Here is a 21,930-nt window from a genome sequence, read left to right on the forward strand (position 1 = left end):
CCAGATCCCCCTTCTCAACGCTACGAACAGGTTGTGACATGCGCGTTTTACTTGCCCCGATGGAGGGCGTGCTGGACTCTCTGGTGCGCGAACTGCTCACCGACGTCAACGAGTACGATCTCTGCATCACCGAATTTCTCCGGGTTGTCGACCAGCTATTGCCGGTTAAATCCTTCCAACGCCTTTGCCCTGAACTTCACCATGCCAGCCGCACCTCTTCTGGCACGCTTGTGCGCATCCAGCTGTTGGGTCAATACCCGCAATGGCTGGCAGAAAATGCTGCGCGTGCGGTGGAACTGGGGTCGTGGGGCGTGGATCTCAACTGTGGTTGCCCGTCCAAAACGGTCAACGGCAGCGGCGGTGGGGCGACCTTACTGAAAGATCCCGAGCTGATTTATCGCGGAGCGAAAGCGATGCGTGACGCGGTGCCGGCGCATCTGCCGGTGACGGTGAAGGTCAGGCTGGGCTGGGAATCCGGTGACCGGCAGTTTGAAATTGCCGATGCGGTGCAGCAGGCTGGCGCGACGGAGCTGGCGGTACACGGCCGCACCAAGGAAGACGGCTACAAACCCGAGCGCATTAACTGGCAGGCGATTGGCGAGATCCGTCAGCGGCTGACCATTCCGGTGATCGCCAACGGCGAAATCTGGGACTGGCAGAGCGCGCAGGACTGTATGCAGGTGACCGGCTGTGATGCGGTGATGATTGGCCGTGGGGCGCTCAATGTGCCGAACCTGAGCCGGGTGATCAAATACAACGAGCCGCGTATGCCGTGGCCCGAGGTGGTGATGCTGCTGAAAAAGTACGTGCTGCTGGAGAAGGAAGGCGACACCGGGTTGTATCACGTTGCCCGCATCAAACAGTGGCTGAGCTATCTGCGCAAAGAGTATGACGAAGCCAGCGACTTGTTCAGTCACATTCGTGCGCTAAAAACCTCGAACGAGATCCAACGGTTCATCACTGCCTGGCAACCTGCCAGTCACATTTATCACAATTCTTAAGGGGATATCTTAGCGTGCTAAGGGTATGATGTGAGCTACATCACACACTAATTCCTGGCGCCGGTATGTCTTCGACCCCCGCATTATCCAATGCACAGCTCAATAAACGCATCATCTCTGTGGTGGTTTTCACCTTCTTCTGTTACCTGTCGATCGGTCTGCCGCTGGCGGTGTTGCCGGGTTATGTGCATAACCAGCTCGGCTACAGCTCGTTTATGGCCGGCCTGATTATCAGCCTGCAATATTTCGCTACGCTGATTAGCCGTCCGCAGTCGGGGCGCTATGCCGATCTGCTGGGACCGAAAAAAGTGGTGCTGGTGGGGCTGCTGCTGTGCGGCACCAGCGGGCTGTTCACGCTGCTGGCGGTGATGTACGAAGCCACACCGTTAACCAGCCTGATTCTGCTGGCCATCGGCCGTATCTTCCTCGGTTTAGGCGAAAGCCTGACCGCCACCGGCTCGATACTCTGGGGCATCAATATTGTCGGCACGGTGCAGAGCGCAAGGGTGATCTCGTGGAACGGCGTGGCAACCTATCTGGCGATGGCAGTGGGTGCGCCGCTGGGGGTGATCCTCAACTCGATGTTCGGCATTCCCGGCTTTGCGGTATTGATCATGCTGATGGCGATCTTCGGCTTCTGGCTGGCGACCAGACGTCCTGCGGTGGTGGTGGCCGTTGGGCAGCGCATCCCGTTCAATCAGGTCTTTTCCCGCATCTGGGTGTATGGCTTGTGCCTCGGATTGGGCACCGTCGGTTTCGGCACCATTGCCACTTTTATTACTCTCTACTTCGCCAGCCATGACTGGAGCGGTGCCGCCTTCTCACTGACGTTGTTCAGCCTCGGCTTTATCGCCATGCGGCTGGTGTTCAGCAGCTATATTGGCCGCTTTGGCGGCATTCGCGTTTCGCTGGTCTCCTTTGCGATTGAATGTATCGGGCTGGTGATGATCTGGAAGGGCGGTTCGGTGCTGATGGTCGATGCCGGGGCCTTCCTGACCGGCTCGGGCTTCTCGCTGATATTCCCGGCGCTGGGCGTGGAAGCCATCCGTCAGGTGGCACCGCAAAATCAGGGCTCGGCACTGGGGCTGTATTCCGCCTTCCTCGATTTTGGTCTGGGGATCACCGGGCCGATTGCCGGTTTGCTGATTGGGCACTGGGGCGTGGATTCGATCTATCTCGGTGCGGCGGTGGTGGTGCTGTTTGCCTTTGCGCTGACGCTCCGGCTGCAGCTGATCGCCCAACGAGAAACGGTGACCACCTGGCGATAATCCCGGCCGCATCAATAGACGGGCGGAGAGACAACGACGACCAGACCCTGGCACGTCGGCTGGCTCTCCGCCCGTTTTGTTTAGTAGATTTCCGGCACGATCATATTGTCCGGCACCGGCGAGCGGCGGTAATCCTCGTTACGCTCACGCGGCGGCAGGGCGATTTTCTTCTCTTCCGTATCTTCGTAAGGCACCTGACGCAGCAGATGGCTGATGCAATTCAGTCGCGCCTTCTTCTTATCGACGCCCTGAACCACCCACCATGGCGCTTCGTCGATATGGGTGCGCGCCAGCATAATCTCTTTCGCTTCGGTGTAATCCTCCCACAGGCGGCGGCTTTCCAGATCCATCGGGCTGAGCTTCCACTGCTTAAGCGGATCGTGAATGCGGCTTAAGAAGCGCAGTTCCTGCTCTTCATCAGTAATCGAGAACCAGTACTTCACAATCTGCACGCCGCTGCGGGTCAGCATCTTTTCAAACTCAGGCACGCTGCGGAAAAACTCTTCCACTTCGGCATCGTTACAAAAGCCCATCACCCGTTCCACCCCGGCACGGTTATACCAACTGCGGTCGAACAGCACGATTTCGCCCGCGGCAGGCAGATGGGCAATGTAGCGCTGGAAATACCACTGTGTGCGCTCGCGATCGTTGGGCGCAGGCAGGGCCGCCACCCGGCAGGTTCTTGGGTTCAGGCGCTGGGTAATGCGCTTGATCACGCCGCCTTTGCCGGCGGCATCCCGCCCCTCAAAAATGATCACCATCCGGTGGCCGGTGCGCGTTACCCAGTCCTGCAACTTCACCAGCTCGCCCTGCAGACGCAGCAGCTCGCGGAAGTAGTATTTACGCCAGGCCTTTTCACCCGGTTCAGGGGCCTGCTGCTGCTCGCCGAAGCGGATATCATCGAGTTCCATTTCCAGCTCTTCGTCGTAGCTGTCATAGAACTCCTGCAGCAGACGCTGGTGGAAATGCTCGTTGCTAAAATCATTACCTTGCATAGCCATAGTTTTCTCCCGATTAGAAGTGAGTAAACAGCCAGTAAAGGGTGGCCGAAAGCAAAATGGAGACCGGCAGCGTCAGCACCCACGCCATCAGCAGATTGCGCAGGGTCGACATTTGCAGGCCGGAGCGGTTGGCGGCCATGGTGCCGGCGACGCCAGAAGAGAGCACGTGGGTGGTGGAAACCGGCAGGCCGAAAACGTCCGCCGCGCCGATGGTGGCCATCGCCACCAGTTCTGCACTGGCACCCTGCGCATAATTCAGGTGCGTTTTACCGATTTTTTCGCCCACGGTGACCACGATACGACGCCAGCCGACCATGGTGCCGAGGCCCAGCGCGATGGCCACCACCACCTTCACCCACCACGGGATAAAGCGGGTGGCGTTATCCAGCTCGACCTTCAGCGCATCAAGGTCATGCTGGGTCTGCGCCGGGATTTTTAGCTGCTCATCGCTTTTCATATGCTTGATGGTTTCGGAGGCCAGATACATATCGTTTCGGGTATTCGACACCGCCTGAGCAGGGATCTTTTCGACCGTACCGTACTGGCGGATCTGATTACCGATCGCGCCCGTTAGCGCCGCCAGCGCGGGCATCACGTTGGCATTCATGGTGCCGGTCCGCACATAGTCGGTCAGCACGGTATGCGGCGCGGCGGGCGGCGTGACGCCCGGCGACAGTTGCAGCAGCTGCTGCTGGGTCACGGTCGCCAGTGCGGCAACGCGCGGGCTTTGTTCCGCCGGAATTGAGCGGTTCAGCGCATAGGCGATAGGCATGGTGCCGACGAGGATCAGCATGATCAGGCCCATCCCTTTCTGACCATCATTCGATCCGTGGGCAAAGGAAACGCCGGTACAGGTGAGGATCAGCAAGCCGCGGATCCAGGTCGGCGGCTTCTCGTTGCTCTTTGGCGCGGTGTACAGTTCGGGCTTTTTGACCAGCCGTTTCATAATCAGCAGCAGCGCGGCGGAGAACACAAAGCCGATAATCGGCGAGAACAGCAGGGCATACCCCACTTTCAGCGCCTGTCCCCAGTCCACGCCGCTGGTGCCGGTGCGGCCATGGATCAAGGCATTCGCCACACCCACGCCGATAATCGAGCCAATCAGCGTATGGGACGACGAGGCCGGCAAGCCGAACCACCAGGTGCCGAGGTTCCAGATAATGGCCGAGAACAGCAGGGCATACACCATGGCGAAGCCGGTGCCGGTTCCCGCTTGCAGGATCAGCTCGACCGGCAGCAGCGAGATGATGCCGAAGGCGACCACGCCGCTGGACATCAACACCCCAAGGAAGTTGAAGAAGCCGGACCACATCACCGCGATATTCGGCGTCATTGAGTGGGTGTAGATGACGGTCGCAACCGCATTGGCGGTGTCATGAAAGCCGTTAACAAACTCGAAGCCGAGGGCAATCAGCAGCGCCATTCCCAACAGCAGGAAGGGAACATAGCTGGTGACCACGCCGCCGGCATCGCTGACATCGTTGAACAGGTTAACGCCGGCGAAGGCAATCCCCAGGATCACCAGCAGAATAAACAACATCACCGAGAAGCGGCTATTTTTCCCATAAATAGGCGGGTGCCCGGCGCTGGCCTGGCCCTGCTGAATCGCACTGTTATGGCTCATAAAACCTCGTGAACGGGTTGGCTAAGGAAAACTGACCTGACGCCTTGGTGAGAATGACGTCTCACAGTCGGTGTACGCAGGTTTTGTGACAAAGAGATGAAGTTGATCGTCGCCTCCAGAAGCGGCTGGATCGAAAATTTAACGGTGCTGTGCCGCTGGCAGTCAACTCTCTGTAATAGAGTTGCGTTACCGTTCGGTGACACTTTACTGACGGCCCGCCTGACTATGACCCATCGCCAGCCACTGACCATTCAGAAACCCGACTTTACCGATGATGTCGCCGGATTGATTTACGGCTATTGCTTCCACAGCGGCGCGGAGCCGCGGCCGCTGACGGCTCAGCAGGCCTGCCAGGCCTGGCAACAGCAGCAGGGCGAAGGATTTATCTGGCTGCACGTCAACCTCAGTCATGCCGCCTCTGCGCGCTGGCTGAAGAACAATTTTGCGGTGGATGAAGACTTCTTCGATGAGATCCAACACGGTTCGCACAGTACCCGCATCGAGCGGCAGAACGATGCGCTGATGGCGGTGCTGAACGACGTGATTTTCGATGCGCGAGAAAACAGCGAACAGAACGCCACGCTGTGGATCTGGTGCCGCGCCGGGCTGGTGGTCAGCGCCCGCTTTAAGCCGGTGCGGTTGATTGAACGGCTGAACGACAAGCTTGATGAGCTGGTGCTGCACTCCTCGACCGAGCTGCTGACCCATTTACTGGTAGAGCAGGAAACGGTGCTGGAGCAGATCGTGCGTCAGGCCAATCAGGTGGTCGATCAGATCGAAGAGCGGCTGCTCAGCCACCATATCAAAAGCAACCGCAGCGAGCTGGGTCGGTTGCGGCGGATGCTGTTACGTTTTCAGCGCTTACTGGCACCGGAACCGGCAGCGTTGTTCCGGCTGATCAACCGCCCGCCGGGCTGGCTGGACCGCCAGGTGGTGCAGGATTTACGCCAGTTCACCGAGGAGTTCACCGTGGTGCTGAACGATCTGATTGGCCTGACGGAGCGCATCCGCCTGCTGCAGGAAGAGATCGCTTCCCGGCAGATGGAGCAGAGCAACCGCACGCTGTTTACCCTGACGGTGATCACCGTGCTGGCGTTGCCGATCAACATTATCGCCGGTTTTTTTGGCATGAACGTTGGCGGCGTTCCGCTGGCCAACAATCCGCACGGTTTTATTTTGCTGGTGTTACTGGTGACGCTGTTTACCTGTATCGCCGCCTGGCTGACGCTGCGGCGGCGGGATAAACTCTAACCCCATCTGATTTATCGGAAAATTTCCCTCAGATTACCGCGCCGGCGTTCCACTGGTGTATAAAGAGGGAGGTCTTTCGTCTCGTCAGCTGAAGGTAAAATTACCGGTTATGTTTGTCCCTAAGCCCATTCACCTGCTGGCCGGTTGTCTGCTGCTGCCCGGCCTGGCGCAGGCCGATACCGTCTGGATGAAAAACGGCGATCGTCTGAGCGGCAAGGTGCGTTCACTGAGCGACGGTAAGCTGCTGATCGACACGCCTTATGGCGGCACGGTTTCCCTCAACTGGAGCGCGGTCAGCACGCTGTCCAGCGACAAGCTGGATGTCAGCACCGGTAAAAATACGCCACAGATTCAGGCCCGGCTGGAAGCGGCCGATGCAGGCTATATCGTCGTGCGTCGGGGCAATGACCAGCAGCGGGTGGCGGTCGACAAGTTCGAACAGTTTATGAAGCCGAAAGAGCCGTCCGATAAGCTGGACTGGCAAGGGAAGGTCGATGCCGGCGTCAGCCTGAAAAAAGCCTCCACGCACACCCAGGATTACAACCTGGCGTTCAGCAACAAGATCAACGTGGGCAAGTGGCGCAACGACCTCGGCGGCACTTACGATCGCGAGAAAGAAGACGACAGCCTGAATACCGATAACTACAGTCTGCGATACTCGCTGGACTATATGTTTCGCGACCAGTATTTCTGGCAGGGGCGGGCAACCTATAAACGTGACTGGGTGGAAGATCTTTCCCGCCAGGCGTTGATTGGCACCGGGCCCGGCTATCAGTTCTGGGATGATGAGCTGGGATCGTTTTCACTGTCGCTTCTCGGCGGCGCCTTTGGCTATGCCTACAGCGATGGCAGTTCCGACCGTCACTATGGCGCGTCGGTGCATTGGGATTATCAACGCTTCCTGCGCGGTAAAGAGCTGACCCTGTTCACCGACGGTGAGCTTGGCCACTCGCTGGACGACGATGGGGTGGTCAGTCTGGATGCGGAAGTGGGCTTACGCTACCAGCTTAACAACTGGTCGTCGCTGAATATCACTTACCGCCATAATCTGGTCAGCGGTACCCGGGATACCCTTAACGAGCGGGATTTCACCACCGGGCTGGGCGTGAAGTGGTAGAGCAAAAAAAAACGGGCCATCAGGCCCGTTTTTTTATCACCCAGTCGCTTAAGACTGGGTGTTTGCTGCCGGTGCAACCGCAACAGGTGCGGTGGCTTTAGCCGGTACGGAAGCCGGTTTAGATTCGTAAATCGGACCAGGCTGCTTTGGCACCACAAAGGTGCTGTCGTTTGGCTGTGCAGGGGCTGCTGGCGCGGCTGGCTGCGCATTCTGCGGCGCCTGCTGTGCCGGATCGCCGTTCTCTGGATTGACCGGTGCAGCCGGAGCAGCCGGTGCAGTGGTGTCCGCTGGGGCTGCAGGCTGGGCATCGGCCGGCGCAGCATTCGGATCCATCACGTTCGCGCCCTGTGGGGTCACTGGCGTCATTGGCTCTTCATGTGGCAACGCACCTTCCTGCTCCTGCACCACCAGTGGCGCTGAAGGCTGGTTATCCGCCGCACCGTTCACTTTGGTTGGCATACCAGTACGGGCTTTCAGCGCGTTTTCCATCGCCGCAGTATCGACGCTGGCATCGCTGATCACTTTGTTTACTACTGGAGTGATAGACAACGGCACCGGCTCACGAGAGTTGAACTGCTCTTCGGTCTGGGAAAGTGGGTTATGCACTTCCACCAGGCGAGAGCCGTCTGGCTCAACGGTCGCTTTGATTGGCTGGTCGATAAACTGAACGCGGGTGCCGACCGGCACGTTGTCGAACAGCCATTTAATGTCGTCAGCACGCAGACGCACACAGCCGTGGCTCACACGCAGACCAATACCGAAGTTGGCGTTGGTGCCGTGGCTGGCATACAGGCGGCCGATATACAACGCGTACAGGCCCATCGGGTTATCCGGGCCGGCAGGGAAGATGGTTGGCAGAGGGGAGCCCGCAGCCACAGAATCTTCATGCATTTTTTTGGTTGGCGTCCAGGTTGGACCGTCTTTCTTACGCTGAACGGTGGTGGTCCAGTTGATTGGGGTATCTTTGCCCAACTCGCCCACACCGACCGGCAGGACAACCACGGTTTTGGTGCCTTTCGGGTAGTAGTACAGACGCATTTCGGCGCTGTTGATCACGATGCCTTCGCGCGGTGCGTCTGGCAGGATCAGCTGCTGAGGAATGATCAGCTTGGTTCCGGCTTTTGGCAGGTAAACATCAACACCTGGGTTGGCTTCGAGGATATTGCTCAGGCCCATCTGGTACTGTGCAGCAAAAGCTTCCAGCGGGAGTTTACTGTCCTGAGGCACGGTGATCTGCAGGTTCTCGCCGATCACACGGCTGTTGGCCGCAGGCAGGGAATAAACAACCGCAGAGGCTGACTGGCTGTATGCCGTAAAGGCCAGCACTAAGGTGGCTAACGCGCGAATGCTTTTTTTCATATTCTTTAAAATGAAGCGCCTGTAACAGTGGATAAATGAGCCTGTGGCCGGTCAGGTTCAACCGGCTGCACATTATATGGTCATAACCCATTAGGAAGAAACCAGGATTTGTAACAGTTGAACTAACTTTACGCAAAATGGTCAGGGAAAACGGCTGACGCCAGGCAAACCGCACGATTTGCCGTCACGGTTGCCACAGCGGATCGTCGCCACTCAGTTTTCGGTTGAGGAAAAAGGCGGCACTGATCAGGGCCAGGTGACTCAAGGCCTGCGGCGTATTGCCCAGCGCGCGTCCCTGATGGTCAAACTCTTCGGCATACAGCCCCAGCGGATTGGCATAGCTCAACAGCTTTTCAAACTCAAAGTGCGCTTCCTGCACCCGACCGGCCCGCGCCAGGCACTCCACGTACCAGAATGAACAGGCGGTAAAAGAGCCTTCATCGCCTTCCAGCCCGTCGGCCGGAGTCTCTTCCAGGTTGTAACGCCGTACCAGCCCGTCACTCACCAGCTTCTCTTTGATGGTATCCAATGTGGAAATCCAGTCCGGATCGGTGGCGCCGACAAAGCGCACCAGCGGCATCAGCAGCATCGACGCATCAACAAAGTTACCGTGGCGCGTGGCGACAAAATGGCCGCGCTCTTCGTTCCAGAAATTGGTCCAGATATCCTCGCGGATCGCATCCCGTGCCCGGCACCAGCGGTCGTACGGGAAGGAGAGCGAGCGTTTCTCGCCGAGGCGCACCGCCCGGTCCAGCGCCACCCAACACATCAGCCGCGAGTGCAGGAAATGCTGCGGCTCGCCGCGCATCTCCCAAATCCCGGCGTCAGCCTGCTCCCAGTTTTCGCTGACGTAATCAATCATCTTGCTGACATGCGTCCAGCCACGATGCGAAATCGCTTCGCCGTATTTATTGGCTAAATAGATCGCGTCCATCAGCTCGCCATAGATATCCAGCTGGGTCTGCCGCCAGGCATCGTTACCAATTCTGACCGGCGTGGAGTTGGCATACCCCGACAGATTGAGCAGCTCGCTCTCCTGCAGTTCCGTGCCGCTGTCGAGGCGATACATCACCTGTAATTTTTCAATATCGTGATGGCTGTTTTCCACGCAGCGCCCAACCCAATGGGTGAAGTGCTTGGCTTCATCGATATAACCGAGCCGCATCAACGCATACATGCTGAACGACGCGTCACGCAGCCAGGAGGCGCGATAATCCCAGTTACGTCCACCGCCTAACTCTTCCGGCAGACCAAAGGTGGCGGCCGCGGCGATCGAGCCATGCTTGCGGGACGTCAGCAGCTTCAGGGCCAGCGCAGAACGGTTGACCATCTCCTGCCAGCGCCCTTTATAGGTGCTTTTCGAACTCCAGTGACGCCAGTAGTGCAGGGTCTGCTGGAAGCACTGTTCGCTGCTCTCTTCATCGAGATGCCGGTCGTCGGCGCTGCCGAGAATAAATTCGCGCGATTCCCCGGCTTTCAGGGTAAAGCTGGACTCCGCCGCCGCGCCATTCAGGCTAAAGGTGACGTTGCCGCACAGGCGCAGGGTGGGCTGGCCCTCCGCGCTGAACTCCACGCTGCCGTCTTTCAGGCTGGCGCGGGTGTCAGCGCGGGCATAGTCATGGACCGGCGAGCAGCGCAGGGAAAGGGTGGCGTGCCCGTGGACCATTTTTATCCGGCGGACAATGCGCGGCTGATCCTCATCCTGATGACAAATCGGCATGTAGTCGGTGATTTCCGCCACGCCCTGTTTGGCCAGCCAGCGGGTTTGCAGAATGTTGGTATCCGGCAGGTAAAGCTGCTGGCGGCGCACATCCTGCCAGTCAGGTTCGATGCTGAAAACGCCGGCTTCATCGCCATCCAGCAGGGCGGTGAAGACCGACGGGCTGTCCAGATCCGGCCAGCAAAAATAATCCAGCGTGCCGTCGTTGGCGATTAATGCGCAGGTGCGTAGATCACCGATCACGCCGTGGTCTTCAATTTTCCGTTTAATGTCACTCATGTTGCTCCCCGGCGTTAAGAACGTCCTTCAGAAGGGTTAACTATAGTCATGGAACCCGGGCCGTGGCGGCGCGCATCCGCAACCAGATGTAAACCGGGCTGACATTTCGTCTTCTATACTTGCCTGAGGCTTCAACCCGTTACAGGAGAGAACCATGAGTACACCGCAAAATAAGGTCGCTATTGTCACCGCATCAAGTTCCGGTATTGGCCAGGCCAGCGCCATCATGCTGGCGGAACAAGGCTTCGATATTGGCATTACCTGGCGTTCGGATGAGAAAGGCGCGCAGGAAACCGCAAAGCAGGTGCGCGAGCGCGGTAAAAAAGCCGAAATTGAACGGCTGGATTTAGGCGATCCCGAAGAAGGGGGTAAATCTTTACAGGCGCTGATCGCCCGACTGGGCAGGATTGACGTGCTGGTGAACAATGCCGGTGCCAATTTCAAATCTGACTTTCTCGACACCAGCTTTGAAGAGTGGCGGAAAGTCTTTTCGGTCGACGTCGACGGCGCGTTTGTCTGCGGGCAAATTGCCGCACGGCATATGGTCACCCAGGGCGAAGGCGGGCGGATTATCAACATCACCTCGGTGCATGAACATACGCCGTTGCCCGGATCCATTTCCTACACCGCTGCCAAGCACGCGCTGGGCGGGTTAACCAAATCGATGGCGCTCAGCCTGATCAAACACAATATTCTGGTTAACTCGGTGGCACCCGGCGCGATTGCCACCGCCATGAATCAAATGACCAATGACGATGCCCGCACCGTGTCTATTCCGGAAATCCCGGCTGGCCGTCCGGGTGACACCCGCGAAATCGCCAGTATGGTCGCCTGGCTTTGCTCGCAATGGTCAAGCTACACCACCGGGCAATCCTTTGTGATTGATGGCGGGTTCATGCTGGCGAACCCGCAATTCTTTATGCAGAAATCAGACTGACTGCCGGGCAACCGGCTGCGCTAGTGTTGCGGTCGGTTGCTGCTTTCATCCTGAGAACCCTGATCCTCGTCCTCGTCGTCTTTCTCATTGTTTGAGCGCCGCTTCAGATAGAGACGCACGCCCCACACCAGCGCCAGGCTCAATACCACCCAGAAAATCTGCTTCAGATGGCGATCGATGGTATGCAGCCACGGCGCAATCACCTGGCCACCGAGATAGCCGAGAGAAACAAAGATCACCGCCCACAGCACCGCGCCAATCACGTTCAGCAGCAGGAACTTTTGCGGCTTCAGCTTGCTGGCCCCGATGATGATCGGGCCGACAATGCGCAGGCCGTACATAAAGCGCACGCCAATCACAAACAGCACCGGCCGTTTACGGATCAGCTTGTTGGCTTTATTGATCTGCTTCTGGTGTTTCTTAAAGCGTTTTAGCAGGCTGTCGCCGTAGTGACGCCCGATAAAGAACAGCGCGGTGTCACCGAGAATGCCACCGGCCATCGCCACCAGCACCACCCAGCCGTAATGTAATAACCCTTCATGCGCGGCAATACCGCCGAGCAAGGTGAAGGTTTCCCCTTCGGCTATACAGCCGATAAACAGCGCCCAGTAACCGTATTGTGATATCAGACTGTTGACGTCCATATGCATGATCTCCTCCGGTCGATGCGCAACAAACCCCTAAGTCTAACTGCTTTGGCTTAAACCGTGATGAAAGATGTTGCGAAGGCGGTTTATTTTCACTGCAAATTGAAGTGATTAGCACAAAGTTTCCCTGTGGAAAAAACAAACAGTTCACGGCCACTTATACTTGAAGACAATCCGCGCAGATTGCGGCCTTTCCGAGTAGAGGAGTGAAGATATGAACCATGTATGGGGACTTCTTGCGCATCCCGACCGTGAGATGCGTGACATCAAACAAGAGAACGAAACCGTCTCTCACCATTACACTCACCACGTCCTGTTACTGGCGCTGATCCCGGTGATCAGCGCGTTTATCGGCACCACTCAACTTGGCTGGGATCTCGGCGCACGACAGACCATCGCCTTATCGATGGTGACCGCCTTCGGCCTGGCGATCCTGTTTTATGCGGTGATCCTCGGCGGCGTGGCGGTGATGGGCCGGGTGATTCACTGGATGGCGCGGGATTATCCGCAGCGTCCCAGCCTGCAGCGTTGTACGGTGTTTGCCGGCTATGTGGCCACACCGCTGTTTATCAGTGGGTTAGTGGCGCTTTATCCGCTGGTCTGGCTGTGCCTGTTTGTCGGTACGCTGGCGCTGGTGTACACCGGTTATCTGCTGTACGTCGGCATTCCGCTGTTCCTGAACATCGACAAAGAAGAGAGCATGCGTTTTTCCGGATCGACGCTGGCAATTGGGGTGTTGGTTCTTGAGGTTTTACTGGCCCTGACCGTGGTGCTTTGGGGCTATGGATATCAGCTTTTCTAACGCTTTTCGCCGCCGGGATCCCGGCGGCGTCTCATTCATCATCAGAAACGAATATCCACTAGGAAAATACTTAGCGGCCAGCGTATGATGCGCTTGCCAGCCCCCGTGTGGCCTGCTTTTCGCGGCGGCGGCGTGCGGTTTTTCCGCACCTGAATCACTTCCCGGTTAAGTTTTTATAAGATGCCTGCAAAAATTCGCTTGTCTCTTCTGAGTTTGGCTTTAGTTTTCTCCGCTCAGCTCCCGCTGGGCCAGGCCGTCGCCAGCAGTAAACTGGCTGATGTTGCCCCGATCGTACAGCCGCAGATTGCGTCTGGCAGTGCGATGATTGTCGATCTCAATACCAACAAAGTGATCTTCGCCAGCCATCCCGATCTGGTACGCCCAATGGCCTCCATCACCAAGCTGATGACGGTCATGGTGACGCTGGATGCCCATCTGCCGATGGATGAGATGCTGAACGTGGATATCAGCCATACGCCAGAGATGCGCGGCGTCTATTCCCGCGTGCGCCTGAACAGTGAAATCAGCCGCAAAAACATGATGCTGCTGGCGCTGATGTCCTCTGAAAACCGTGCCGCAGCCAGCCTGGCCCACCATTATCCTGGCGGCTACGACGCCTTTATCCGGGCGATGAACGCCAAGGCACAGTCGCTGGGCATGACCCATACGCATTACGTGGAGCCCACCGGCCTGTCGATTGAAAACGTTTCGACAGCGCGCGATCTGACCAAACTGCTGATCGCCACCAAACGCTACCCGCTGATTGGCCAGCTCAGCACCACCCATGAAGACATGGCGGTGTTTAAGAGCCCGAACTACACCTTGCCGTTCCGCAACACTAACCACCTGGTGTACCGTCAGGACTGGAATATCCAGCTGACCAAAACCGGCTTCACCAATGAAGCGGGGCATTGCCTGGTGATGCGTACGGTGATCAATCAACGTCCGGTGGCGCTGGTGGTGATGGATGCCTTTGGCAAATATACCCATTTTGCTGACGCTAACCGTCTGCGTGACTGGATTGAAACCGGCAAGATTTCACCGGTGCCCGCGTCCGCGCTGAGCTATAAAAAGCAGAAGGCGGCGGAGATGGCCAGTACCGGCAGCAATACCGAGATCGTCGAGTAACGTTTTCGTTAGTGAATCCTATAGTGTCGGGCCGGGCAAAAGCATAGACTTGCACGCAGGCTGCTGGATTGCCCGGCCATATCTGATACCTGGAAATTTTCATGTCTACGTTGTTAATCTATTTTCGCATCCTCCTTTTAAGTCTGGTCACCCTCTCCCCGGTGATGGCACAGGCTGCCGATGACACCACTCAACAAACCAGCGATGCGCCTGTGAAGGTCAACGCCGCGGTTGAGCTGCCAAAAATGCAGAAGGTGCTGGATAAAATTAAGCAGCAGGTTTCTGGCGAGAGCAACGACAGCAAACTCAGTGCGCTGAACGATATGGCGCTGGAACTCTCCGGCGACGCCGATACTCTGATGCAGGGCATTATTCCTCAGCGCGCCCAGCTGCAGGCGCAGTTAGGCGTCCTGGGCCCGGCACCCAAGCCGGAAAGCGGGGTAAAAGAAACTGCGGAAGTCACCAGCAAGCGCAAAAATCTGGAAAGCCAGAAAAGCAAAATGGATGACCAGGTTAAGCAGGCTGAAGCGATCAAAAGCGGTGCCATTAACCTCTCTGCGCAAATCGTTAACCTGCGCCGCGATGCGCTGAAAACCCAGCTGGCACTGAACGCCGGCAGTATTTTTGGCCCGCGTTTCTGGTCTCCGTTGTTCAATACCCAGAGCGATGACGGCGATAAGGTCAGCGACTTTGTTGATGAACTGAAAGATACCGCCGTGCTTTCCTGGGAACCCGGCTGGCGTGTCGGCACCGTATTGTGGGTGGTGATGTCCGTGCTGGTGGCCACCTTAGGCCGTCGCTATCTGGAAGAGTTTCTGGCCTGGGTTGGCATTCATTTGCTGCCGGAAGGCCGCCTGCGTCGCAGCTTCCTCGCGGCGGCAACCGCGTTAACCACGCTCGCCGCAGTGGTGCTGGCGTTTAATTTCCTCGATCTCGCCTTTACCCGTCACGATAACGTGGTGGATGACGTGCGTGATTTCGCCGACAAGCTGGTTGGCCTGAGTATTCTGTGCGGCCTGATTGCCGGGCTGGGCAGGGCGTTCCTCTCCACGCGCCGTCCGTCGTGGCGACTGCCGAATATCTCGAATGAAGTGGCCACCGCGTTAAAACCGTTCCCGCCGCTGACCGCCGGTCTGGTGTTTGTTTTCCAGACGGTAGAAATCCTCAACAGCAGCGCCAACACCAGCGTTGGCACCACCATTTTCGCCAACGGCTTAACCGCGCTGCTGATCGGCTTTACCGCCTTATCGATCAGCTTCCGCACCAACCGCGTTCGCCGCAAAATGTTGCTGGCCGGCCAGCAGCCGGAAGCCAAGTCGACGCTGGTCGGGCTGATCCAGATGGCGATCACCCTGTTCGGTATTTCGATCATGGTGACGCTGGTGATTGGTTACGTCACCCTGGCGCGCTTCCTGAGCTATGAACTGATCTGGATGGGCATCGTCTTCGGCTCGTTCTATATTCTCAGCCAGCTGATGGCCGACGGCTGTGAAAGCCTGTTCTCCACCAATAACGCTTCCGGCAAAAGTATCCAGCGCTCGCTGAACATCGATGAACGTCATCTGGCGCAGGTTGCTGCGCTGCTGGCCGGACTCGGTAAAACGATTCTGGTGCTGGCCGCTGCTATGGCGGTGTTGAACGGCACGTTCGGTAGCTCAACGCCGATTGAACTGGTGCAGAAGGCGATCGAATTCTGGGGCGGCAAAGGCCTGGAAACGCTGAACATCGTTCCGGCCCACGTGCTGAATGCGTTGATCACCCTGGTGGTCGGCATTTACGTGCTGCGGTCGGTTAAGCGCTGGCTGGATACCGATTTCCTGCCGAAAACCACCATGGACGCGGGCATGCGCGTCTCGCTGATTACGCTGTTCAGCAACCTCGGTTACGTGATGGTGTTCCTGCTGGCCCTGTCGATTATGGGGCTGCAATGGAACAAGCTGGCCTGGATCGTCAGCGCCTTGTCGGTCGGTATCGGTTTTGGCTTGCAGGAGATTGTGAAGAACTTTATCTCCGGTCTGATCCTGTTAACCGAACGTCCGGTGAAGGTTGGCGATCTGGTCAGTATCAGCGGCATTGAAGGGGATATTCGCCGTATTAACGTGCGTGCCACCGAAATCCAGCTAAGCGATAAATCGACGGTGATTGTGCCGAATTCGCAGCTGATCTCGCAGAACGTGCGTAACGCCACCATGGGCAATGCGCAGGGGGTGGCGACCATTACGCTGACCTTCCCGCTGGATATCAATCCTGAGCAGGTGCGCGATCTGTTGCTGGAAGTGTATAACGAAAACGAACGTATTCTGGAAAATCCGGAACCGTCCGTCTCGTTCAAGGATCTGACGTCGGCGGGCATCGTGCTGTCAGTCACCGGTAACGTCGCCAGCCCGCGTCAGGTGTCCGGCGCGAAGAGCGATCTGCTGTTCGACATCCTGACCCGACTGCGCAAAGAGGGCGTGGTGTTATCCACGCCGCAAACCATGATTGTCGAGCAACGTAACGGCACGCTGATGGTTAAGGATCCTGAGGAGTAACCTCGTCCGGTGCGCCGCTGTGAACAGCCGACGGCGCACCGCATCCACATTCTCCCCAGTATTTCGCTTTAGTGGTTTTCCCAATCCCTGGGTTAAAGCTGTTGGTCGGATCCAACTGCTGATAGAACGCCTTCAGCTGCGGTTTGGCGGCATACAAATGCCCGACGTTATGTTCAGCCGGGTATTCTGCGCCGCGATCGGCCAGCATCGCCAACATCTTCTCCTTCAGCGCGTGGACATCGACCCCTTTTTTGACAATGTAATCCTGATGGAAAACATGGCAGAAGAAGTGGCCGTAATAGAGACGGTGCACCAGCGCATCATCGAATTCTGCCGGTAAGCGTTCAAACCAGTCGCGATCGTTACGGCGCAGCGCGATATCCAGCGCCAGAATATCCTCCACTTCATCGTGATGCACCGCGTGATAGCGCACGGCCGCACCCGCTGCGGCAAAGCGATGCAGGAAGGCTTTGCTGCCTTCATCCGGCGTACATTCAAAGAACTCGCCGTCCGCCTGGGCGAAATACGCCGTCAGATAGTCCCGCGCTTCGGCAATCCCGTCGCCCGACATCTTAATCATCAGATGGTGTTCAAAGCGATCGCGGTAGGCTTTCATCCGTTTGGGCAGATGTGACGGTAGCGCCTTGCTGATTTTTTGCAGCAGCCGATCGCTGAAGTTCGGTTTCAGGAACGAAACAGGCTTTAGCAAGGCGTCGGTGCGGCCTTTCAGGGTAAAGAACAGCGGCATCTTATCGGTGCCGAGCTTGTCGATCATCACAAAGGTATCTTTGCCGTAGACCTCGGCGATATCGAAAATATCGCGGTGCATATACTCTGCCGCCACCGGAAGATGGCTGAAGTGTTGCAGCATATGGCGGCGCAGTTCGTCCAGCACGTCGGGATCGTTGGTGCCGAGATAAAACACCTGCTGTTGCTTCTCGCTGACAAAGGTATCCAGCCGCACGGCAAACACCGCCAGCTTGCCCGCACAGCCGGACGCTTCAAATAATCGGCGGGCGTCGGCATTAAAGCGTGAAGGGGTGTCCGCCTCGACGTCGCGCACGCGGTCGGCATAATCGTTGTCGGACGCCAGCCGCTGGTCGTATTTCACCGCCTCGGGCTGCCAGGTTTCGTCGTCCAGCCGGCTGAGGATCTGTTCCGGCGTGGTGCCCAAATCCATCCCTAAATGGTTGACCAGCGTCAGTTTTCCCTGCGCATCCACCTGCGCATACAGCGCCATCTCGCTGTAGGCGGGCCCGCGTTTAATCAGCGAACCGCCGGAGTTATTGCACACGCCACCGAGCACGGACGCGCCGATGCAGGACGATCCAATCACCGAGTGCGGCTCGCGTCCCAGCGGTTTCAGCACCTTTTCCAGCTGATACAGCGTGCTGCCCGGAAAAGCCAGCACCTGTTTGCCCTGATCCAGCAGCTGAATTTTATCCATCCGCAGGGTGCTGATAATCACGATATCGCGATCGTAATCGTTGCCGTTCGGCGTCGATCCTTCGGTCAGGCCGGTATTCGCCGCCTGCATCAGCACGATGACATCGGCGGCGACGCAGGCCTGCAGAATGCGCCATTGTTCCAGCAGGGAGCCGGGGAAAATCACCGCCAGCGCGTCACCCTGACCAGAGCGAAAGCCGGTGCGATAGCGCGCGGTTTGTTGCGGATCGGTAAGAAGATGATTGCGGCCCACGATGCGGCGCAAGTCGGCCACCAGTTTCTGGCTGCCCGTCGGGGAAGTGTTGTGCATATCCTTTGTCCTTTTATTTGACACGCCCTAACTTTAGCAGCTCCCGCTGCGGTCGGCGGCAGCAAAAATCAGACGCGGATCGCGCCAGTACGTTGAAAACTACCTGCTATCCTGAAGTTATGGCACACTGCCCATCTTACGACTTTGTCACCCAGACTCTTTTTGCTCCGCAGTTATTTGAGAGAAACCAACCTGATGAAATGGATTTGCTCTGTCAGCCTCGCTGCCGCCTTAACCTTGCAGCCGGCTTTTGCTGAAGACCTGTTTGGCCCACATCCGCTCACCCCTGAAGCCCGTGATGCGTTCGTGACGAATTTGCTGAAGAAAATGACCCTGGATGAAAAAATAGGGCAGCTGAGATTGATCAGCGTCGGGCCGGACAACCCGAAAGAAGCCATCCGCGAGATGATCAAACATGAGCAGGTTGGGGCGATCTTTAATACCGTCACCCGTGACAATATCCGCGCGATGCAGGATCAGGTGATGCAGCTTAGCCGCCTGAAAATCCCACTGTTTTTCGCCTATGACGTGGTGCACGGTCAGCGTACCGTTTTCCCGATCCCGTTAGGGCTTGCGGCCACCTGGGATCTGGATGCGGTGGCAAACGTCGGCCGCGTTTCAGCCTATGAAGCGGCAGATGATGGTCTGAATATGACCTGGGCACCGATGGTGGACGTCACCCGCGAACCGCGTTGGGGCCGGGTATCCGAAGGCTTTGGCGAGGACACCTACCTGACGTCGGCGATGGGCCGCACGCTGGTGGAATCCATGCAGGGTAAAAGCCCGGCGGATCGCTACTCGGTGATGACCAGCGTGAAGCATTTTGCGGGCTATGGCGCCGTGGAAGGCGGACGTGATTACAACACCGTGGATATGAGCCCACAGCGTCTGGCGCAGGATTATCTGCCGCCTTATAAAGCGGCGCTGGATGCCGGCAGTGGCGGCGTGATGGTGGCGCTGAACTCGCTGAACGGCGTGCCGGCAACGGCGGACAGCTGGTTGCTGAAAGATCTGCTGCGCGATCAGTGGCACTTTAAAGGCATTACCATCAGCGATCACGGCGCGATTAAAGAGTTGATGAAGCACGGCGTGGCCAGCGATCCGCAGGATGCGGTGCGCATTGCCATTCAGTCAGGCGTGAACATGAGTATGAGCGACGAGTACTACAGCAAGTACTTGCCGGGACTGGTAAAAAATGGCGCGGTGAGCGAGAAAGAGATCGACGATGCCGTGCGCCACGTGCTGAACGTGAAATATGATATGGGGCTGTTTAACGACCCGTACAGCCACCTGGGCCCGAAAGAGAGCGACCCGGTGGATACCAATGCGGAAAGCCGCCTGCACCGTGCCGACGCGCGCGATGTGGCGCGTAAAAGCATAGTGCTGTTGAAGAACCGTCTGGAAACCTTGCCGCTGAAGAAATCCGGCACCGTGGCGCTGATTGGGCCACTGGCCGACAGCCAGCGTGACATTATGGGCAGCTGGTCTGCCGCCGGTAAGGCTAATCAGTCGGTCAGCGTATTGCAGGGGGTGAAAAATGCCCTCGGCGATAAGGCGACGGTGCTGTATGCCAAAGGCGCCAATATTACCGACAACAAAGCGATTCAGGACTTCCTCAACCAGTATGAGAAAGGCTCGGTGATCGTCGATCCGCGCACGCCGAAGCAGATGCTGGATGAAGCGGTGGCCACCGCGAAAAAAGCGGACGTGATCGTGGCGGTCGTGGGCGAGTCGCAGGGGATGGCGCATGAGGCATCCAGCCGCAGCGATATCACCATTCCGCCAAGCCAGCTGACGCTGATTGATGCGTTAAAAGCCACCGGCAAACCGCTGGTGCTGGTGATGATGAATGGTCGTCCGCTGGCGATGGTGAAAGAGAATATGCAGGCGGATGCGCTGCTGGAAAGCTGGTTCAGCGGCACCGAAGGCGGTAACGCCATTGCCGATGTGCTGTTTGGTGATTACAACCCGTCGGGCAAACTGCCGATGTCCTTCCCGCGCTCGGTTGGTCAGATCCCGATTTACTACAATCACCTGAACACCGGTCGTCCGTATGACTTCACCAGACCGAACAAGTACACCTCGCATTATTACGATGCGGCTAACGGTCCACTGTTCCCGTTTGGTTATGGTCTGAGCTACACCACCTTTACGCTGTCGCCAGTGAAAATGTCCTCTGCCACCATGCCACGTAACGGCACGGTGAATGCCAGCGTGACGGTGACCAATACCGGCGATCGTGATGGTGCCACCGTGGTGCAGATGTACCTGCATGACGAGATGGCGAGCATCAGCCGCCCGGTGAAAGAGCTGAAGGGCTTTAAGCGCATCATGCTGAAAGCGGGTGAGTCGCAGACGGTGACCTTCCCGATTGATGTTAACGCGCTGAAGTTCTGGAACGCGAAGATGCAACAGGTGGCTGAACCGGGTAAATTCAATGTGATGATCGGGCTGGATTCTGCCCGCACCACCGATGCGGAATTCACCTACCTGTAACGGTTCGCACATCCTGAGCGCATAAACCGGATAAAAGCGTTACGCCGGTTAATGCCACACTCTGAGGGACGAATTTATTCGTCCCTTTGTTTATTTAACAGGAATCTAGCACCCTTATGCCTTCGTTTCGCGACAGAATTCAGCAACAGGTCTTTCGATTAAATGGGCTGGCAATGAACGAATTCGACCTCTCAACGCCTGCGGGCGATCCGGGCTTATATGGCCCTGACAGCGTGATCTGGCGGGTACACGGTGATTTTTCCTCCATGCTGTGCGGCGGCATATCGGCGCTGCTGATGCAGATGCTGCATCCGCTGGCGCTGGCCGGCGTGTGGGATCACTCGACTTTCCGTTCGGATATGATGGGAAGACTGCGGCGGACCAGCCAGTTTATCGCCGTCACCACCTTTGGTAACACGGTGGATGCCCAGACGCTGATTGAGCGGGTCAGGCGCATCCATTTGCAGGTTACCGGCGTCGATGCGCAGGGTGTTGAATACGCCGCCAGCGATCCCCGTTTACTGACCTGGGTGCATGTGGCCGAAACCAGCCGTTTCCTGGCCTCGCACGTACGTTATAAAAACCCGCAGCTCAGTCTGGCCGAGCAGGACCGCTATTACGCCGAAGCCGCCGTGGTCGCCGAAGCGCTGGGCGCTGAGCAGGTGCCGAAATCGGTTGAGGACGTGGAGGCCTATCTGCTGGCGATGCAGCCACAGCTGCGCTGCGACGAGCGCACCCGCGAAGTATTGTCGATACTGATGAATGCGCCGGCACCGAGCTGGCAGGCACGTCCGGCGATGAAGGCAATGCTGATGGCCGGCATTGAGCTGCTGCCAGAATGGGCGCAGCAGCAGTTCGGCTTTCGCTTTTCCCCGCTGCGCCGCCGCCTGATCCGCCTGCGCATCAACCTGCTGGCAAAAGCCCTGCGCTGGTCCATCCGTCGGGGTGCCTATCAACGCGCGATGCAGCGGATGGGCAGGGAGGTTTAGCGCCAGAAAACCCGCCTGACGCGC

The 21,930-nt window shown here is 57.6% G+C and carries 16 protein-coding genes; 10 read left to right on the forward strand and 6 right to left on the reverse strand.

Features of this window, described 5'->3' with window-relative positions:
- Nucleotides 1-38: 38 nt before the first annotated feature.
- Nucleotides 39-1,001, forward strand: a complete 963-nt coding sequence (gene dusC / locus E2F51_RS14125; protein WP_134823750.1) for a tRNA dihydrouridine(16) synthase DusC — start codon at nt 39-41, stop codon at nt 999-1,001.
- A gap of 65 nt (nt 1,002-1,066) precedes the next feature.
- Nucleotides 1,067-2,269: an MFS transporter gene (locus E2F51_RS14130; protein WP_134823751.1), complete on the forward strand. Its 1,203-nt coding sequence runs from the start codon at nt 1,067-1,069 to the stop codon at nt 2,267-2,269.
- Nucleotides 2,270-2,349: 80 nt separating this feature from the next.
- Here E2F51_RS14130 and ppk2 read toward each other — a convergent pair whose 3' ends face one another.
- Together ppk2 and E2F51_RS14140 are read right to left on the reverse strand one after the other, a co-directional pair.
- Entirely contained in the window at nt 2,350-3,270 is a 921-nt protein-coding gene (ppk2, locus tag E2F51_RS14135) for a polyphosphate kinase 2 (protein WP_013201389.1), read from the reverse strand.
- Between the two features lie 13 nt (nt 3,271-3,283).
- Nucleotides 3,284-4,894 carry an inorganic phosphate transporter gene (locus tag E2F51_RS14140; RefSeq protein ID WP_134823752.1) on the reverse strand — a complete coding sequence of 537 codons (1,611 nt, stop codon included), beginning with the start codon at nt 4,892-4,894 and terminating at the stop codon, nt 3,284-3,286.
- Between the two features lie 225 nt (nt 4,895-5,119).
- Between E2F51_RS14140 and E2F51_RS14145 the strand changes: the two genes are divergently transcribed.
- Nucleotides 5,120-6,145: a CorA family divalent cation transporter gene (locus tag E2F51_RS14145; RefSeq protein WP_041692244.1), complete on the forward strand. Its 1,026-nt coding sequence runs from the start codon at nt 5,120-5,122 to the stop codon at nt 6,143-6,145.
- Between the two features lie 109 nt (nt 6,146-6,254).
- Nucleotides 6,255-7,262, forward strand: a complete 1,008-nt coding sequence (locus E2F51_RS14150) for a DUF481 domain-containing protein (RefSeq protein ID WP_013201392.1) — start codon at nt 6,255-6,257, stop codon at nt 7,260-7,262.
- Nucleotides 7,263-7,310: 48 nt separating this feature from the next.
- Here the strand turns inward: E2F51_RS14150 and E2F51_RS14155 are convergent, their stop codons facing one another.
- Nucleotides 7,311-8,621 carry a L,D-transpeptidase family protein gene (locus tag E2F51_RS14155; protein WP_134823753.1) on the reverse strand — a complete coding sequence of 437 codons (1,311 nt, stop codon included), beginning with the start codon at nt 8,619-8,621 and terminating at the stop codon, nt 7,311-7,313.
- A gap of 184 nt (nt 8,622-8,805) precedes the next feature.
- On the reverse strand, nt 8,806-10,620 hold the full coding sequence (locus tag E2F51_RS14160) for a glycoside hydrolase family 15 protein (RefSeq protein ID WP_134823754.1): 1,815 nt from the start codon (nt 10,618-10,620) through the stop codon (nt 8,806-8,808).
- Nucleotides 10,621-10,774: 154 nt separating this feature from the next.
- Here E2F51_RS14160 and E2F51_RS14165 point away from each other — a divergent pair, with 154 nt between their 5' ends.
- A complete protein-coding gene (locus tag E2F51_RS14165; RefSeq protein ID WP_134823755.1) occupies nt 10,775-11,557 on the forward strand; it encodes an SDR family oxidoreductase in 783 nt (260 codons plus the stop codon).
- Between the two features lie 20 nt (nt 11,558-11,577).
- Here the strand turns inward: E2F51_RS14165 and E2F51_RS14170 are convergent, their stop codons facing one another.
- Nucleotides 11,578-12,207, reverse strand: a complete 630-nt coding sequence (locus E2F51_RS14170) for a DedA family protein (RefSeq protein WP_049789592.1) — start codon at nt 12,205-12,207, stop codon at nt 11,578-11,580.
- Between the two features lie 211 nt (nt 12,208-12,418).
- Here E2F51_RS14170 and E2F51_RS14175 point away from each other — a divergent pair, with 211 nt between their 5' ends.
- The 3 genes from E2F51_RS14175 to E2F51_RS14185 all read left to right on the forward strand — a co-directional run bounded on the left by E2F51_RS14175 (nt 12,419) and on the right by E2F51_RS14185 (nt 16,665).
- Nucleotides 12,419-13,006, forward strand: a complete 588-nt coding sequence (locus E2F51_RS14175) for a Yip1 family protein (protein ID WP_134823756.1) — start codon at nt 12,419-12,421, stop codon at nt 13,004-13,006.
- A gap of 180 nt (nt 13,007-13,186) precedes the next feature.
- Entirely contained in the window at nt 13,187-14,134 is a 948-nt protein-coding gene (gene pbpG, locus E2F51_RS14180) for a D-alanyl-D-alanine endopeptidase (protein ID WP_013201398.1), read from the forward strand.
- Between the two features lie 101 nt (nt 14,135-14,235).
- Nucleotides 14,236-16,665 (forward strand): DUF3772 domain-containing protein, encoded by a 2,430-nt coding sequence (locus E2F51_RS14185; RefSeq protein ID WP_013201399.1) that lies wholly within the window; start codon nt 14,236-14,238, stop codon nt 16,663-16,665.
- Here the strand turns inward: E2F51_RS14185 and dld are convergent.
- Nucleotides 16,646-18,421 carry a D-lactate dehydrogenase gene (gene dld, locus E2F51_RS14190; protein WP_134823757.1) on the reverse strand — a complete coding sequence of 592 codons (1,776 nt, stop codon included), beginning with the start codon at nt 18,419-18,421 and terminating at the stop codon, nt 16,646-16,648. The two genes, E2F51_RS14185 and dld, sit on opposite strands and share 20 nt — an antisense overlap.
- 195 nt (nt 18,422-18,616) lie before the next feature.
- On the opposite strand from dld, the gene bglX reads away from it, so the two are divergent.
- On the forward strand, nt 18,617-20,917 hold the full coding sequence (gene bglX / locus E2F51_RS14195; RefSeq protein WP_134823758.1) for a beta-glucosidase BglX: 2,301 nt from the start codon (nt 18,617-18,619) through the stop codon (nt 20,915-20,917).
- A gap of 116 nt (nt 20,918-21,033) precedes the next feature.
- Nucleotides 21,034-21,906 (forward strand): oxygenase MpaB family protein, encoded by an 873-nt coding sequence (locus E2F51_RS14200; RefSeq protein WP_013201402.1) that lies wholly within the window; start codon nt 21,034-21,036, stop codon nt 21,904-21,906.
- The last annotated feature ends 24 nt before the right edge of the window (nt 21,907-21,930 follow it).

The organism is Erwinia sp. QL-Z3 (assembly GCF_004551645.1).
Classification (GTDB): Bacteria; Pseudomonadota; Gammaproteobacteria; order Enterobacterales; family Enterobacteriaceae; genus Erwinia; species Erwinia billingiae.